The organism is Kosakonia pseudosacchari (assembly GCF_015167415.1).
In the GTDB taxonomy this organism is placed as follows: domain Bacteria; phylum Pseudomonadota; class Gammaproteobacteria; order Enterobacterales; family Enterobacteriaceae; genus Kosakonia; species Kosakonia pseudosacchari.
In genome coordinates, this window is sequence record NZ_CP063425.1 from 1,357,057 (window position 1) to 1,371,502 (window position 14,446).

The 14,446-nt window shown below is 53.5% G+C and carries 16 protein-coding genes; 6 read left to right on the forward strand and 10 right to left on the reverse strand.

Annotation, left to right across the window (positions count from 1 at the left end; genetic code table 11):
- Positions 1-9: 9 nt before the first annotated feature.
- The gene (locus IP581_RS06250; RefSeq protein ID WP_193822034.1) at positions 10-1,548 is read right to left on the reverse strand and encodes a methyl-accepting chemotaxis protein; all 1,539 of its coding nucleotides are present in this window, start codon (positions 1,546-1,548) and stop codon (positions 10-12) included.
- 451 nt (positions 1,549-1,999) lie between these two features.
- The gene (locus IP581_RS06255; RefSeq protein WP_193822036.1) at positions 2,000-2,572 is read right to left on the reverse strand and encodes a DUF1349 domain-containing protein; all 573 of its coding nucleotides are present in this window, start codon (positions 2,570-2,572) and stop codon (positions 2,000-2,002) included.
- A gap of 375 nt (positions 2,573-2,947) precedes the next feature.
- Here IP581_RS06255 and IP581_RS06260 point away from each other — a divergent pair, with 375 nt between their 5' ends.
- On the forward strand, positions 2,948-3,115 hold the full coding sequence (locus tag IP581_RS06260) for a hypothetical protein (protein ID WP_176519678.1): 168 nt from the start codon (positions 2,948-2,950) through the stop codon (positions 3,113-3,115).
- 45 nt (positions 3,116-3,160) lie between these two features.
- On the opposite strand, the gene IP581_RS06265 is transcribed toward IP581_RS06260, so the two are convergent.
- From IP581_RS06265 to IP581_RS06275, 3 genes are read right to left on the reverse strand one after another with little or no spacing between them, the layout of a single operon-like run.
- Entirely contained in the window at positions 3,161-3,703 is a 543-nt protein-coding gene (locus IP581_RS06265) for a 1,2-dihydroxy-3-keto-5-methylthiopentene dioxygenase (protein ID WP_097400587.1), read from the reverse strand.
- Positions 3,700-4,389 carry an acireductone synthase gene (mtnC, locus tag IP581_RS06270; protein WP_193822038.1) on the reverse strand — a complete coding sequence of 230 codons (690 nt, stop codon included), beginning with the start codon at positions 4,387-4,389 and terminating at the stop codon, positions 3,700-3,702. Before mtnC ends, IP581_RS06265 begins: the two co-directional genes overlap by 4 nt.
- The gene (locus IP581_RS06275) at positions 4,386-5,000 is read right to left on the reverse strand and encodes a methylthioribulose 1-phosphate dehydratase (protein ID WP_193822040.1); all 615 of its coding nucleotides are present in this window, start codon (positions 4,998-5,000) and stop codon (positions 4,386-4,388) included. Before IP581_RS06275 ends, mtnC begins: the two co-directional genes overlap by 4 nt.
- 117 nt (positions 5,001-5,117) lie before the next feature.
- Here IP581_RS06275 and IP581_RS06280 point away from each other — a divergent pair, with 117 nt between their 5' ends.
- A complete protein-coding gene (locus IP581_RS06280; protein WP_193822042.1) occupies positions 5,118-6,278 on the forward strand; it encodes a pyridoxal phosphate-dependent aminotransferase in 1,161 nt (386 codons plus the stop codon).
- Positions 6,279-6,308: 30 nt separating this feature from the next.
- Here the strand turns inward: IP581_RS06280 and dsbG are convergent, their stop codons facing one another.
- Positions 6,309-7,055: a thiol:disulfide interchange protein DsbG gene (gene dsbG, locus IP581_RS06285; RefSeq protein ID WP_193822044.1), complete on the reverse strand. Its 747-nt coding sequence runs from the start codon at positions 7,053-7,055 to the stop codon at positions 6,309-6,311.
- A 367-nt stretch (positions 7,056-7,422) separates the two neighbouring features.
- Here dsbG and ahpC point away from each other — a divergent pair, with 367 nt between their 5' ends.
- A complete protein-coding gene (gene ahpC / locus IP581_RS06290) occupies positions 7,423-7,986 on the forward strand; it encodes an alkyl hydroperoxide reductase subunit C (RefSeq protein WP_086871483.1) in 564 nt (187 codons plus the stop codon).
- Between the two features lie 242 nt (positions 7,987-8,228).
- The gene (gene ahpF, locus IP581_RS06295; protein WP_193822046.1) at positions 8,229-9,794 is read left to right on the forward strand and encodes an alkyl hydroperoxide reductase subunit F; all 1,566 of its coding nucleotides are present in this window, start codon (positions 8,229-8,231) and stop codon (positions 9,792-9,794) included.
- 80 nt (positions 9,795-9,874) lie between these two features.
- Here the strand turns inward: ahpF and uspG are convergent, their stop codons facing one another.
- From uspG to dcuC, 4 genes are all read right to left on the reverse strand, one after another.
- Positions 9,875-10,303 carry a universal stress protein UspG gene (gene uspG / locus IP581_RS06300; protein WP_097400593.1) on the reverse strand — a complete coding sequence of 143 codons (429 nt, stop codon included), beginning with the start codon at positions 10,301-10,303 and terminating at the stop codon, positions 9,875-9,877.
- A 149-nt stretch (positions 10,304-10,452) separates the two neighbouring features.
- The gene (gene rnk / locus IP581_RS06305; RefSeq protein WP_017455866.1) at positions 10,453-10,863 is read right to left on the reverse strand and encodes a nucleoside diphosphate kinase regulator; all 411 of its coding nucleotides are present in this window, start codon (positions 10,861-10,863) and stop codon (positions 10,453-10,455) included.
- 138 nt (positions 10,864-11,001) lie between these two features.
- Positions 11,002-11,805, reverse strand: coding sequence for a ribonuclease I (gene rna, locus IP581_RS06310; RefSeq protein ID WP_086871490.1), 804 nt, complete (start codon positions 11,803-11,805; stop codon positions 11,002-11,004).
- Between the two features lie 97 nt (positions 11,806-11,902).
- The gene (gene dcuC, locus IP581_RS06315) at positions 11,903-13,279 is read right to left on the reverse strand and encodes an anaerobic C4-dicarboxylate transporter DcuC (protein WP_193822047.1); all 1,377 of its coding nucleotides are present in this window, start codon (positions 13,277-13,279) and stop codon (positions 11,903-11,905) included.
- Between the two features lie 346 nt (positions 13,280-13,625).
- Here dcuC and IP581_RS06320 point away from each other — a divergent pair, with 346 nt between their 5' ends.
- Together IP581_RS06320 and IP581_RS06325 are read left to right on the forward strand one after the other, a co-directional pair.
- Positions 13,626-14,036 carry a DUF2946 domain-containing protein gene (locus IP581_RS06320; protein ID WP_193822049.1) on the forward strand — a complete coding sequence of 137 codons (411 nt, stop codon included), beginning with the start codon at positions 13,626-13,628 and terminating at the stop codon, positions 14,034-14,036.
- A 56-nt stretch (positions 14,037-14,092) separates the two neighbouring features.
- The gene (locus tag IP581_RS06325; protein ID WP_228007819.1) at positions 14,093-14,443 is read left to right on the forward strand and encodes a copper-binding protein; all 351 of its coding nucleotides are present in this window, start codon (positions 14,093-14,095) and stop codon (positions 14,441-14,443) included.
- Positions 14,444-14,446 lie beyond the last annotated feature (3 nt).

Here is a 14,446-nt window from a genome sequence, read left to right on the forward strand (position 1 = left end):
GCATCGTTATTACAGCTTAAAGGCATTCACATCGTTAAGCAGTTTACCGGCCTGGTGGCTGAGCGAGTTCGCGGCGGTGGCCATCTCTTCAACCATGGCGGCGTTCTGCTGCAAGTTGCCCTCCATCTGGCTGACCGCCACGTTAACCTGCTCAATACCGTGGCTCTGCTCGGTTGAAGAGTTATTCACCTGGTTTATCAGCACCGTGGTTTCATCCACCGCGCCGAGCGCCTCGTTCATTCGCGTGGTGACATTAGCTGCATAGCTGACGCCCTGGCCGACGTTCTTGATTGCCTCATCGATTAAGCCGCGAATATCGCGTGCCGCCACAGAAGAGCGTTGCGACAACGAACGCACCTCACCGGCGACCACCGCAAAGCCTTTCCCTTGCTCACCGGCGCGGGCGGCTTCTACCGCCGCGTTGAGCGCGAGGATATTGGTCTGGAAAGCGATACCGTCGATGATGTCGGTGATTTCGGAGATTTTCGCCGACGAAGCCGAAATATCGTCGATCGATTTTTGCAGGGAACTCAGCTCGCGGTGGCTTTCATTCACCATCGACTGTACGCGACCGATAAAGGCGTTCGCCTCCTGGGCATTGTCCATATTGTGGCGCACCGTGGCTGACAATTCGTTCATGCTGGCGGCGGTCTGCTCCAGCGACGAGGCCTGCGATTCGGTGCGGGATGATAGGTCATCATTGCTTTTGGCGATTTCGCTCGCCGCGACATCCACTTCGTTGCTGGCGTCTTTCACACTGCTCAGCACTTCGCGGATTTTTGCCATCAACGCATTAAAACTGGCGGCGGTTGCGCCCAGTTCATCTTTTTTCTTGAGATCCACCTCAACGGTTAAATCCAGCGTGTTACTAATGGTTCCCATACTATTTTGCAGGCTTTTTAAGCCTTTATTTAAATAACTAAGAATAGTGGTGGCAAATACACCAATTAATGCCAGCAAAAAGATAATCGTTCCCACCAGTAACCAGAATGTATTGATATATTGCGTATGGTTATTTTCAGCGTAAGTTCTGGCGATATTATAATTATGCACCAGCATCTCTTTTAAATTAGCGCTCAACGCGACAGACGCATTAGCGGTAATCCCGCCATCCGAAACCATTTTTCGTGCCGCTTCAATGCCTTCACTGTGGTAGACATTCACCATCGACTCCGCTTTTTGCAGATAATCATCAAACGAGTCCTGGGTTTTTTTCAATAATTGGCCATCCATATCGTCGCTAACAAGGTGCTCGCGATAATATTTAAATATTTCGTTGGTTTTATTCAGCTCATCTTTCGCTTGCGTCATATGTTTGATAAACACCGCTTCATCGCTTATCAGTAGCGACATCAGGATCTGCCGACGCGCCTCTTCGCGGTGCTGGAGCGCCTCGCTGAGCTTGCTGATACTGGGCAGACTGTTATCCACAACGTAATCAAAACGCTCTTGCGCTTTGTCTAACGCACGGATGCTTAAACCGCCAAGCAAAATCATGGCAATAAAGGTAATGGCAAAAACAAATAGCAGTTTCTTTAAAATGGTCATAACGGCCTCAGGCACTATCCATATCCAGGGTGAACATTATTTTTATCGGCGACTAAAGCGAAACCTTCATGGTGTTTTTTATAAAAAGAGATCTGGATTTGGCTTTTTAATTAGCCCGTTAAGTAATGTTAAAAATGGCTATGAAATACAATCGTTAAGCCATTTTGGGAATTTGGTTGTGCGCGCATTTATATAATATATCGGCATGCGAAGGTAAGTGAAATAATAATATATCCTGTATTGTTACTGTTATTTAACTTAATGTTTTAGTGGTGCTGAAATATCGTGTAGTAAAGCAAATTACTTATGATAAAAATAATGCAAAATGCGATGTTTCTTGCTGTTTATGGTCTTTAAAAGGCAGGCAACCGAAACGCAGATGTGTCGCTTGCGGTTGCCCTGGTCACCGGATGGAGAAAAACGCTGATTAACTGGCCGTGTGGCGGCGAAACTAGCTCAGATCGTGCAGATCTTTTTCCTGCAACGGCGTGAGCGCCATTTCTGAAAACGCGACTTCCAGCCCGCTGCGTTCCGGCGTGCAGCACATCATGCCCACCGCACAGCGCGAATGCGGAAAATGACACAGCCGCAGCAGCGGCCAGACGCGACCATCGGTAGAGTATTGCAGCCGCAGAGCATCACCTTTGCGGCTCAGACGCAGCCAGAAATCACCCGCGTCACCCGCGAAAATACCGGTTGCCCAGTCCGAATAACCCTGCGTCAGCACGCTTCCGATGGCGGGCGCGCCATCGTTAAACTCAATCCCGGCTTTTAACCAGTTCTGCTCATCCGCCACCAACAGCACGCCTGCCTGGTCATACAGCGCGGAAAAGCGTGCCTGAACCCGCGCCTGAAAGGTGAAATCTCCCACCACATCGCGTACAAAACCGTGACCGCTGAAGCGCTCAAACCCGTACCAGGTTTTGCGCCAGAAATCGGTATACCCATCGGTCACTACTTCCACTTTGCCCTGCGCTTCACGCCACTGCTGCGGTTCGTTAATCCAGTAAAAATCATCCGACATGTTTTGCTCCTTTATGTGTGCTGGCGGCTTACAGAGTGTTGCTGGTGACGGGGGAGAATGCCAGTGCGCGGTGCGGCGTATTCCGCAGGGATCACAAATGTTTCGTCGTAACAAAGGCATTGTGAAAATAATGAGATATCGTTTTTACCCGTAAAACACAGCGCTCCAGAAACGACCTTTTCGGTTATCCCATTCATGAAGGAAGGTTTTTAGAAAGATGGGTTTTGGCTTAGTCAAAAGGTGACAAGGTTTTGCCCAAAAAGTGCAGACCGTGGCAAAGCCCGGCGATGTGATCTTCGCACCCGTTCGCCAGGTGCAGCATCTCTTCTTCGCTCAGGTTAGCGGTATCAAAGACAACCCAAAGAAGAGCACGTGGTGCAACGCCGTCTGGATGCCTCTCTGTCAGAGAGGCTGGCAATTACGATGAAAGAAGGCAACGACGCCAACAAAGCAGGGGGGGCAAGCGGTTGTTGTGCAGGAAATTGGATCGACGTGACACAAAGAAAAAGTGATCTTGTACATGCCAGTATTGAAGTGAAATAACCACCATGAAAATCTGACAATAAGGCTCCGAAAGGAGCCTTATTGTCACGCCAACCGCGGATACCCGTCTGCAATTTCACTGCCGGTAAACTGCGCGATCCACCCTTCTGGATTATCGAAAATCCGGATGGCGGTGAAGTTTGGCTCTGAGCCCATATCAAACCAGTGCGGAGTTCCGGCGGGGACGGAAATCAGGTCGTTTTTCTCGCACAGCACCTGGTAAACGTCGCTGCCGATGTGCAGGCAAAACAGACCTGCGCCTTCCACAAAGAAGCGCACTTCATCTTCGCCGTGCGTGTGTTCGTTGAGAAACTTGGCGCGCATCGCTTCCTTCTGCGGGTTGTCGGCACGCAGGCTGATCACATCCCAGCTCTGATAACCTTTCTCGGCCACCAGTTTGTCGATGGCGTGCTGGTAAGCGGTGATCACCGTCTCCGGCGTCGGGTTGGCGCCGAGATCGCGGTCGGCCTGCCAGCGTTCAAAACGTACGCCTTTGGCGTTCAGTTTTTGCTGGATCTCAGCGGCGTCGGTGCTGTGCCACACCGGCGTGCTGGCATCGGTATCGGTGTAAATCGTCAGTGCGCTCATGAAGGGATCTGCTCCGGCTGAATGTTGCTGAAAGAGGGAACCTGGTAATGATGGCTGGCTGCGTCATCATCGCCGCGAATCAGTTGCGTGGTGCGAAACCCTGCCGCTTCGGCGGCGTCCAGCTCCTGGTGAATATCGGAGAGGAACAAAATGGCAGCAGGCGGCAGCCCAATTTGCGCCGCAATATTGCGGTACGACTGCACATCGCGTTTCGCGCCAACCAGCGTGTCGAAATACCCGCTGAACAGAGGAGTAATATCACCTTCGTCGCTGTAGCCAAATAACAGTTTTTGCGCTGCTACTGAGCCAGAGGAATATACATACAGATCAATACTCTGCGCTTTCCATTTCTCAAGCTGGGGCAACACGTCCGGGTAGAGATGGCCTTTAAAATCGCCATTTACATAACCGTCGCGCCAGATAATGCCCTGCAACGCTTTCAGCGCCGTTGATTTGCGATCTTCATCCATAAAAGCAAACAGCACCTCAATCAGTTCGGCGGTGCTGGCCTCTGGCTGGGCGATCTCTTCCCGCAGGTTATCAAGAATGGTGCTGACCGGCTCGTTGTACTGCTCCGCCGTGACAAACGCCGCCAGGCGTTCGCGGGCGTAAGGGAACAGGACGTTGTGCACAAAGCGGATATCACTGGTGGTGCCTTCAATATCGGTAACGATAGCGCGGATCATGGTTTCTCCAGCAGGCGACGCTGCATTTCGCATTCAAATAAAAATTCCAGCCCTTCCAGGTGACGGCGGGCTTCGGCGACATCGCGCCCCCAGCAGGTTAGCCCGTGGCCGCGCAGCAGAAAACCATAGCGCAACGGATGGGTCTGCGCATAGTCAGCGATGCGAGCCGCCAGCGCGTCGATATCCTGGTCGTTGTCGAAAATCGCCACCGGCACGGTGTCCTGGTGCGTGGTCTGGCCGCTGAGCGATTTTTGCATTTCAAAACCGTTCAGCAGCAGGGCAGGGGATTTCTCCACGCGCGACAGCACCGTTGCGTTCACCGTGTGCACGTGCAGCACGGCGTTGGCGTCCGGGTAGAGGCGATAAATCAGGGTGTGCAGGCCGGTTTCCGCCGAGGGTTTACGCCCGGAAGGGGCATGGTTATCGGCAATGGAAACCTGCAAAAAGTCCGCCGTGGTCAGGCTGCCTTTGTCTTTGCCGGATTCGCTCAGCCAGCACCAGTCGGCATCCTGGCGTACGGACATATTGCCGCCGGTGGCAGGCGCCCAGCCTTTGGCGCCTATCCAGTGGCAGGCGGCGACGAGTTGTTGGAGTTGCAGGTTGTCGGTCATCGCACTTCCTTAATAAGGAATATTGGTATCGTATAGACGTCTAAGCGTCTTGATTGCCAAATACTAGCATCGTGTTATAGTGGCGGCAACACGTGTATGACAAGCAGGCACACAACAATGAGCAATAACGCACTGATTCCACAAAGTAAACTTCCCGCACTTGGCACCACCATCTTCACGCAAATGAGCGCCCTGGCGCAGCAGCACCAGGCGATTAATCTGTCGCAGGGCTTCCCGGATTTCGACGGCCCGCGCTATTTGCAGGAGCGGTTGGCGTTTCATGTGGCGCAGGGGGCGAATCAGTACGCGCCGATGACCGGCGTGCAGGCGTTACGTGAAGCGATTGCTGATAAAACAGCGGAGCTGTACGGCCATAAACCGGATGCCAACACCGATATTACGGTGACCGCCGGGGCGACCGAAGCGCTGTACGCGGCAATCACCGCGCTGGTGCGCCAGGGCGATGAGGTGATCTGTTTTGATCCGAGTTACGACAGTTACGCGCCAGCGGTGGAGCTTTCCGGCGGGGTGCTGAAACGCATTGCGCTGCAACCGCCGCACTTTCGTGTGGACTGGCAGCAGTTTGCCGCGCAGCTCAGCGATCGTACGCGGCTGGTGATTTTGAACACGCCGCACAACCCGTCGGCGACGGTGTGGCAAAAGGCGGATTTCGCCGCGTTGTGGCAGGCGATTGCCGGGCGCGAAATCTATGTGCTGAGCGATGAAGTCTACGAGCACATCTGTTTTGCCGAAGAGGGGCATGCCAGCGTGCTGGCGCATCCGCAACTGCGCGAACGGGCGGTGGCGGTGTCGTCCTTCGGCAAAACCTACCATATGACCGGCTGGAAAGTGGGGTACTGTGTAGCGCCCGCCGCCATTAGCGCGGAGCTGCGCAAAGTGCACCAGTATCTGACTTTTGCCGTGAATACCCCGGCGCAACTGGCGCTGGCGGATATGCTGCGCGCCGCGCCGGAACATTATCGTGAGTTACCGGAGTTTTACCGCGCGCGGCGCGATGTGCTGGTCAATGCGCTGGCGAGCAGCAAACTGGAGATTTTGCCGTGCGAAGGCACGTATTTTCTGCTGGCCGATTACAGTGCGATCTCCGATTTGGATGACGTGAGCTTCTGTCAGTGGCTGACAAAAGAGGTGGGCGTGGCGGCGATCCCGCTGTCGGTGTTCTGCGCCGATCCCTTCCCGCACAAACTCATTCGCCTGTGCTTCGCCAAACAGGAATCGACGCTGCGGGCGGCGGCAGAGCGCCTGTGTAAGCTGTAACGCTTCCCGGCGGTGCCACCCGCGCCGCCGTTATTTCTCGCCCATAATCGTTTTCAGTTTTTCCGCGTCCGGTAAACCCACTTCCTGCTGTAACACATTGTCTTCATTCATGTAGTAAATGGCAGGCGTGGCGTTCGCGCCGAGATCGTCCATGATTTTCTGGTTGATATTGAGCTTTTTCATCATCTCCGGTGGCACGGATTTCGGCAGCGTTAGCGCCATTTTGCCGTTGGATTGTTCAAAGTCGTGCCAGCTTTTCGCCGGATCTTTGGCGCTCATAATGGCTGCCGCCGCCGCCGGGCTTTCCGGTTTGATCACGCCCACCAGCAGCGTGCGGATCTGCACTTTGCCGGATTCCACCCACGGGCGCGCCTGCTGCCAGAACTGTTTGCAGTATGGGCAATACGGGTCGGCAAATACGTACACCACGCGCGGTGCCTCTTTTTTGCCATCCAGCAGCCAGTCGGCTTTTTCCATTTGCTGCCACAGCGCACGGCCCGCCGGGGCGTAAATCTCTTTGGCGATCAACTTTTCGCTCAGATTGGTGCCTGCGTCGTCGTACATATAGCCGGAGATAGCGTGTTTACCATCCGGCGTGACGTAAATGGTGACGCCCATTTCCTGATATTTGCCGAGGTAGCCTTTCATGCCACCGGGCGCGTCGAAGGATTTAATAATGGTGATGCCTTGTTTTTCAATGGCTTTTACCGGTGCGGGCAGTTCTTCGGCGTGCAGAGTCAGCGGGAGCAGGGTCATCATTAACAGGCGCTTGAGCATAAAATTCCTTATAAAAACAGGGGGAAAGAGCAAGGGTAGAGAAAACCTATCACAACCATCGGTAAGACCGCCGGGGAAAGCATTGTCCTCATCTGCCTGCAGTGGTGTAATCAACGACGCTTGATGACCAACAGGTTATGAGCGCAACGCAAAGCCAGCTTGCTGGCGCTGAAGTTACCCACGGGTATTTCAGGTATCGAGGCCACCCGTCGCGGTGGCCTTTTTACTTTTGGCAATTCAGCCGTTCACAAGGTTGCTCGTTGTGGGTTGTTAGCTAACACTTATTGATTTGATAAAGCAAACGCATTGGCTCAATCAATCGAAGTTCGTTAACTTACATCCCAACGAAAACACGGAGGAAGTATAGATGTCCTTAATTAATACCAAGATCAAACCTTTTAAAAACCAGGCGTTCAAAAACGGTGAGTTCATCGAAGTAACCGAGAAAGATACCGAAGGCCGCTGGAGCGTCTTCTTCTTCTACCCGGCTGACTTCACCTTCGTATGCCCGACTGAACTGGGCGACGTGGCTGACCACTACGAAGAGCTGCAGAAACTGGGCGTGGACGTTTACTCTGTTTCCACCGACACCCACTTCACCCATAAAGCGTGGCACAGCAGCTCCGAAACTATCGCAAAAATCAAATATGCGATGATCGGCGACCCGACTGGCGCCCTGACCCGTAACTTCGACAACATGCGTGAAAATGAAGGTCTGGCAGATCGTGCAACCTTCGTGGTTGACCCGCAGGGCATCATCCAGGCTATCGAAGTCACCGCTGAAGGCATCGGCCGCGACGCATCTGACCTGCTGCGTAAAATCAAAGCAGCACAGTACGTGGCTTCTCACCCGGGTGAAGTGTGCCCGGCGAAATGGAAAGAGGGTGAGGCGACGTTGGCTCCTTCTCTTGACCTGGTCGGCAAAATCTAAAAATTCCGGCGTCTTTCATGCCACAGGCGCGTTGGCTGCGCTTATTCACCCCGGTCACTTACTTTTGTAAGCTCCCGGGGATTCATAAGCTTGCCGCCTTCCTGTGACAAGAAATACTGGGAATTTGCCTCATATACACGGGTGCTTTTGGGTGCCCGTTTTATTCAGCACCATGATGCAAGTTGCATTAATGCAGCCTTAAACAATTCGGCTTGCATGATGATGTTTTAAGGGAGAACGTTATGCTCGACACTACTATGAAAACCCAGCTCAAAGCCTATCTTGAGAAACTGACCAAACCTGTTGAACTGATTGCTACGCTGGATGACAGCGCGAAATCAGCAGAAATCAAAGAGCTGCTGGGCGAAATCGCTGAGCTGTCAGACAAGATCTCCTTTAAAGAAGACAACAGCCTGGCGGTGCGTAAACCGTCATTCCTGATTACTAACCCAGGCTCAAATACCGGCCCGCGTTTCGCCGGTTCGCCGCTGGGTCACGAATTTACGTCACTGGTGCTGGCGCTGCTGTGGACCGGTGGTCATCCGTCGAAAGAGGCGCAGGCGCTGCTGGAGCAGATCCGCGATCTGGACGGCGATTTTGAGTTTGAAACCTACTATTCGCTCTCCTGCCACAACTGCCCGGACGTGGTGCAGGCGCTGAACCTGATGGCGGTGCTGAACCCGCGTATTAAGCACACGGCGATTGATGGCGGTACGTTCCAGAATGAAATCACCGATCGCAACGTGATGGGTGTTCCTGCGGTGTTCGTCAATGGCCAGGAGTTCGGCCAGGGGCGTATGACGCTGAGCGAAATCGTTGCCAAAATTGATACCGGCGCGGAAAAACGCGCGGCGGAAGAGCTGAACACGCGTGACGCTTACGACGTGCTGATCGTTGGTTCCGGCCCGGCGGGCGCGGCAGCGGCGGTTTACTCAGCGCGTAAAGGCATTCGTACCGGTCTGATGGGCGAGCGTTTCGGCGGCCAGGTGCTGGATACCGTTGATATTGAAAACTACATTTCTGTGCCGAAAACCGAAGGCCAGAAACTGGCGGGCGCGCTGAAAGCGCACGTTGCGGATTACGATGTCGATGTGATTGACAGCCAGAGCGCCAGCAAGCTGGTTCCGGCTGCGGTTGAAGGCGGTCTGCATCAGATCCAAACCGCGTCCGGCGCGGTACTGAAAGCGCGCAGCATCATCATTGCTACCGGCGCGAAATGGCGCAACATGAACGTGCCGGGTGAAGATCAGTATCGCACCAAAGGCGTGACTTACTGCCCGCACTGTGACGGCCCGCTATTTAAAGGCAAACGTGTGGCGGTGATTGGCGGCGGTAACTCCGGCGTGGAAGCGGCTATCGATCTGGCGGGGATTGTTGAGCACGTTACCCTGCTCGAATTCGCCCCGGAAATGAAAGCTGATCAGGTGTTGCAGGATAAAGTGCGCAGCCTGAAAAACGTCGACATTATTCTGAACGCACAGACTACCGAAGTGAAAGGTGACGGCAGCAAAGTGACCGGTCTTGAGTACCGCGATCGTGTGAGCGGCGATGTTCACAGCGTGGCGCTGTCGGGGATTTTCGTGCAGATTGGTCTGTTGCCGAACACCACCTGGCTGGAAGGCGCGATTGAGCGCAACCGCATGGGCGAAATCATCATCGACGCCAAATGTGAAACCAGCGTGAAAGGTGTGTTTGCCGCAGGCGACTGCACCACGGTGCCGTACAAACAGATCATTATTGCCACGGGTGAAGGTGCCAAAGCGTCGCTGAGTTCGTTTGACTACCTCATCCGCACAAAAACTGCGTAAGCAAAAATAAGAAAGTAAACAATACCTGCAAATGTAAAGAGGCTACCTTTGGTAGCCTCTTTTTTTACGCCTGAGCGTCTTTATCTGACCACCAGCACCGGGATGTGCGCATGGCGCACAATATTGGCGGCGTTCGAGCCGAGCAGATGGGTGGAGATAGACGGGTTACGTGAAGCAATGACCACCATATCTGCCCCGATCTCTTCCGCGAGTTCATTCACCATATCGCGCACGTTGCCGAAGCGAACATGGGTTTTGATACGCGAGGCGTCGATATTGAAGTGGGTAATCATGGTGTTCAGGCGCGTTTGCGCTTCCTGTTGCAGATGCTCTTCGAAACGGCGTATATCAGCGGCGAAACGGTGCAGACTCAGGCTGGCAGAGGCGGGCAGTACATGCAAAAGATGGATAACGCCTTCACTCTGCGCGAGAAATTCAGCGTGACGCACGGCTTTGTCGCTTAACTCCATTTCGAAAACATCGACCGGCATAATGATTGTCTTATACATAAACGCTTCTCCCTGTAGGTTATGTCCTTCTGATTGAATCATAAACGGGAGGAATATTTTGCTGCCTGGATGGCAAATCTTAAGAATAAACGGGCGGGAACGGAAAGAGGATGCGGGCGCATCCTCTGCATAACAACGCAGGGCGGGGCTTAACGCATGAAATCGCCTGCGGCTTCGGGCTGGTACAGCAGTTCGAGCACTTCAAGGTCGGTGGTGGTGCCGCCCGGCAGTTCCCAGTGAATGGTATCGCCAACGCGCAAGCCCAGCAGCGCTGCACCGACAGGCGCAAGCACCGAAAGCTGGCTGGCGCTGTCGGTCACATTCGCCGGATAAACCAGCGTGCGCACGCGCTCTTCACCGCTTTTCAGCTCACGGAATTTTACCGTGCTGTTCATGGTCACCACATCGTGTGGCATCGCTTCTGGCGCGCACATCTGGGCGCGATCCAACTCTTCATTTAGCGCATCCGCGACCGGCAGGTTAGCGTGAGCGGGCTGCTCAAGCAGACGGTCGAGGCGCTCGGCGTCTCGCTCATTAATGATAATGGCAGGTCTGGACATCTGGTACTCCATGTCAGGTGATTGATCCAAAGAAAAACCCTCGCCGTCTGGCAGCGAGGGTTTGTCTACAGGGGATGATACTGACACGGCAGCGCGCTGTGAAGTGATGCCGCGCACATTTGCCGGAATTATGGTTTTTCAGTAGCCTGCTTTATCAATCACGAAGCTGCTCCCGCAGTTGCCGGGGTGCGGCTGCGGCAGTAAAGATGTTGCCGCGAGCGGGGCATTTATCGCCTCGGCTTTGATAGCGATCTGCATTTCTGTCAGCCACGCCGGGTTGCCGCTACAGGTCAGTTTCACCGCTTTCACGCTTTGTTCGCCGTAAGCTTTCGCGACGGCTGCGTTAAATGCATCGCGGGTGACGGTTTTCCCGTAGTTTTCTGCCAGGAACTGGCCGAGCGCACTCTGTTTGATTTCGGTGTCCAGGCGTACCATCGCGCCGAAATAGTCGTCCGGATCGAAACCAAAACAGACGCCGTGTTTGGCATATTCATAACGCTCAAGGCAGGTGGTGCTACCCGCGCCCGGCATGACGGCGTTGAGTTTGTTGGCCACTTCCAGCGACAGGCCGGTTTCCGCAGCGGCGCATTTCTGGCTGGCTTTCGCCTCCGGCATGTTTGGAATCGGACGCGTGGCGCAGCCGAAGCGCATCCAGCGGCGATCGTCGACACCGCGCGCGGCGATGGATTTCGGCAGACCAGGCCACAGACCATGCACGGTCAGATAATCGGCTTTGTTGGCGGGTTCTTTTTGTGGCCGACACTCATCTGGCTCATTGCGACCTTGCGCATGCAGGCTCTGGCAAAAACCGGTTTGCCAGGAGAGCGCCAGAACATAGCGGTCAAAGTCACCATACTGTGTGGGTTTGAGCGGTGCGGCATAAGCGACGGAGAACAGCGTTGCGGCAAGGCTTGCGCAGGTGAAGAATCCCTTTATAAACATAACAGTTCCTGATGGATGTATCCGGGTAATTGCCATGCGTTATTAAACCATAAAAAAAGCGCCGGGCAGGCGCTTTTTCATAAATGGTGTTTATAAATTAATGTACTGCGACTCCCGGAACCAATACTTCGGTCGCGATGATCACCACAATCAGACCGACGATCACTGGTACCGAAGTCCGTTTTACCACTTCAAACGGGGAAATGTTCGCCATCCCCGCCACGGCAACCACCACGCCGGAAACCGGGGAAATGGTGCGCCCAAGGTTAGAGGCCTGTAACATCGGAATAGACAGATAAGCCGGGTTGATCCCCGATTCGTGCGCCAGTTTCGGGATCATCTCGACAAACGCGTAGAACGGCGCATTACCGGAACCGGTAGTCATCGCCGCCAGCATCGTCAGCGTGACCAGCACCAGCATCAAAATAATGCTCGCTGAGCCGAAGGAGGTGGCAATCGAAATCAGGCTCTGGATAAAGCCAATGGTGCTTAACCCTTGGGCGAAAACCCCGGCGGCAACCAGCAACATCACCACGCCGGCAAAGGCATCCGCCATGCCGCGATAAGCCACTTCCAGCCCGGAAAAGACATTTTGCGTGTTGAAACCGCGCAAAAATTCCAGCACTGCTGCCAGCAACATGCAAATCACCAGAATGGTGATGATATGCAGTTCAGGACCCCATTTGCCGTCGAAAATCAGTACGCCGATAATCGGCGTAAACGGCAGAATGGCGTAGAACGTGGGCGCATTGGTGGTGATGTCTTTCACATCCAGCATTTCGCTGACGATATGCTCTTTTTTATCCAGATAGCGCTGCCAGAAGAAGTGCGCAATCGCCATGGCGATAATCGCCGCGATAGAGATGGGCAGGGTGGTTTTAAAGGCGAAGTCGATAAGCGGCATCTCTGCGGCTTTCGCGGCCAGCACCACATCACCGGAGGTGGGCGAAAGAATGATTGCTGCCGGAGAGGCGCAAATCGCGGCTGCCGCACCGCGGCTGATGCCGACGTTTACCATCACCGGGAACAGGGTTGCCATCAACAGTACGCCAAGACCCGTGGCGGAAGAGACCGCCAGCGACATCAGACAGGCGACAAAATAGGCGGCAATCATCAGCAAGTAAGGCGAGTTGATAAAGCGCAGCGGACGAGAAGCCAGCTTCACCACCATGTCGTTGGCGCCGATGTGGGTCATATAAGCGGCAAAACCACACAGCATCATGATCATCATGCCGAGATCGCCACCGCGACTCATCAGCAGAATTTTAATGTATTCGACAATATCGGTCGCGCTATAGCCGGTGCTGGTGGCGCTGCCGGGTAATATTTTATGGCCCATTAGCGCGCTGACAATTAATAGCGCCAGACCGCCGACAAACAGCACGCCGGTGGCGGAGTAGCCTTTGATGATGTAGCGCGCTACGCCGACAATTACCACCACGCCTATCAGCAGTTCAGTGAGTGTTAATAACATGTTGTTGGCCCCGGAGGTTGACCTGAAGGAAAAGTAAGTAAAAAAACTGGCAACGCAATGTGCCGAATAACCGCTAACGGATAGATGATTAAAATCAACAAAGCGATGTGTTGAGCGAATAATCTTGTTAATTTGTTATCACTCCACTCAATTAATAGTGGCTGAGCAATAATCGGCATTAATCGGAAATGATAAATTTGTTATTTAAAGGGTGCTGATAAGTTAATTAATTTAATAGTTTCGGTTGCGATTTATTCCCGGGCGTAAATTAGCTAAAAAACACTTTAAAAATAAAAATGATGCTGCTTATACTCGCCATTACTTTCTTTTCACCCATGGCAACGTTATGTACGCAGGCTGGCTATACCGATTGCGCTTTATTAAGCGGCATCTGTTGATGCTGCTGATGGCGTTTGGTTGGCTTTTGATTCAAAGCCAGGTGGCGATTGCGTCTCACGACTGTGATGTCAGCGTGCAGGGTGAAAATATGATGGTTCAGCATATGAACCATCAAATGGCGATGCCTGACACTGCGCCGCAAATGGACATGATGAAAACGCCGCTGTGCGAAAAACATTGTGTGCCGGATCTGGCGCAAAAAGACACCGATCACGTTTCACTGGTGGCGCTGCCCGTTTCGCTGACGCTTTCGGTCGCTGAACCTGTTTGTGACTCCGTCGCGCATGACGGATGGTCGTTAACCCCTCCCGCGATAGGCCCGCCGGCAACGATTCGTTTTTGTCGGTTCCGTGAATAGAAACCTGTTAATGCATTGAATTTCATCTATTTCATTGTTTAACAGGAGTTTTTATTATGCGTTCTTCTCTTCTTTGCATGCTCTCTGGCGTGCTGTTTTTCTCCTTTGCCGCTCACGCGGAAGATATGCCCGCAATGCACGGTATGCACGATATGTCGCAGCACTCGGCGATGCATAGCCAAATGCAAACCTACCAAAGCCAGGGCGTTATCAAAAAAATCACCCCCGATGCGATTTCGATCGCCCATAAAGCCATTCCTGCACTGAACTGGCCGCCAATGACTATGCAATTTGCAGTGGTCAAAGGCAGCACGTTTGCACCGGTGAAAGTGGGCGATAAGGTCGACTTCACCTTTGTGCAGAGCGAAAACGGCTACCAGCTCGTTTCATTAACGCCGCAACGCTAACCG

What these genes read in the sequence shown, in the direction of transcription:
- ahpC (WP_086871483.1), top strand. Translation starts at nt 7,423, where the DNA reads ATGTCCTTAATTAATACCAAGATCAAACCTTTTAAAAACCAGGCGTTC.
- dsbG (WP_193822044.1), bottom strand. Translation starts at nt 7,055, where the DNA reads ATGCTCAAGCGCCTGTTAATGATGACCCTGCTCCCGCTGACTCTGCAC.
- IP581_RS06325 (WP_228007819.1), top strand. Translation starts at nt 14,093, where the DNA reads ATGCGTTCTTCTCTTCTTTGCATGCTCTCTGGCGTGCTGTTTTTCTCC.
- rna (WP_086871490.1), bottom strand. Translation starts at nt 11,805, where the DNA reads ATGTTTATAAAGGGATTCTTCACCTGCGCAAGCCTTGCCGCAACGCTG.
- IP581_RS06275 (WP_193822040.1), bottom strand. Translation starts at nt 5,000, where the DNA reads ATGACCGACAACCTGCAACTCCAACAACTCGTCGCCGCCTGCCACTGG.
- mtnC (WP_193822038.1), bottom strand. Translation starts at nt 4,389, where the DNA reads ATGATCCGCGCTATCGTTACCGATATTGAAGGCACCACCAGTGATATC.
- ahpF (WP_193822046.1), top strand. Translation starts at nt 8,229, where the DNA reads ATGCTCGACACTACTATGAAAACCCAGCTCAAAGCCTATCTTGAGAAA.
- uspG (WP_097400593.1), bottom strand. Translation starts at nt 10,303, where the DNA reads ATGTATAAGACAATCATTATGCCGGTCGATGTTTTCGAAATGGAGTTA.
- IP581_RS06250 (WP_193822034.1), bottom strand. Translation starts at nt 1,548, where the DNA reads ATGACCATTTTAAAGAAACTGCTATTTGTTTTTGCCATTACCTTTATT.
- IP581_RS06320 (WP_193822049.1), top strand. Translation starts at nt 13,626, where the DNA reads ATGTACGCAGGCTGGCTATACCGATTGCGCTTTATTAAGCGGCATCTG.
- dcuC (WP_193822047.1), bottom strand. Translation starts at nt 13,279, where the DNA reads ATGTTATTAACACTCACTGAACTGCTGATAGGCGTGGTGGTAATTGTC.
- IP581_RS06280 (WP_193822042.1), top strand. Translation starts at nt 5,118, where the DNA reads ATGAGCAATAACGCACTGATTCCACAAAGTAAACTTCCCGCACTTGGC.
- IP581_RS06265 (WP_097400587.1), bottom strand. Translation starts at nt 3,703, where the DNA reads ATGAGCGCACTGACGATTTACACCGATACCGATGCCAGCACGCCGGTG.
- rnk (WP_017455866.1), bottom strand. Translation starts at nt 10,863, where the DNA reads ATGTCCAGACCTGCCATTATCATTAATGAGCGAGACGCCGAGCGCCTC.
- IP581_RS06255 (WP_193822036.1), bottom strand. Translation starts at nt 2,572, where the DNA reads ATGTCGGATGATTTTTACTGGATTAACGAACCGCAGCAGTGGCGTGAA.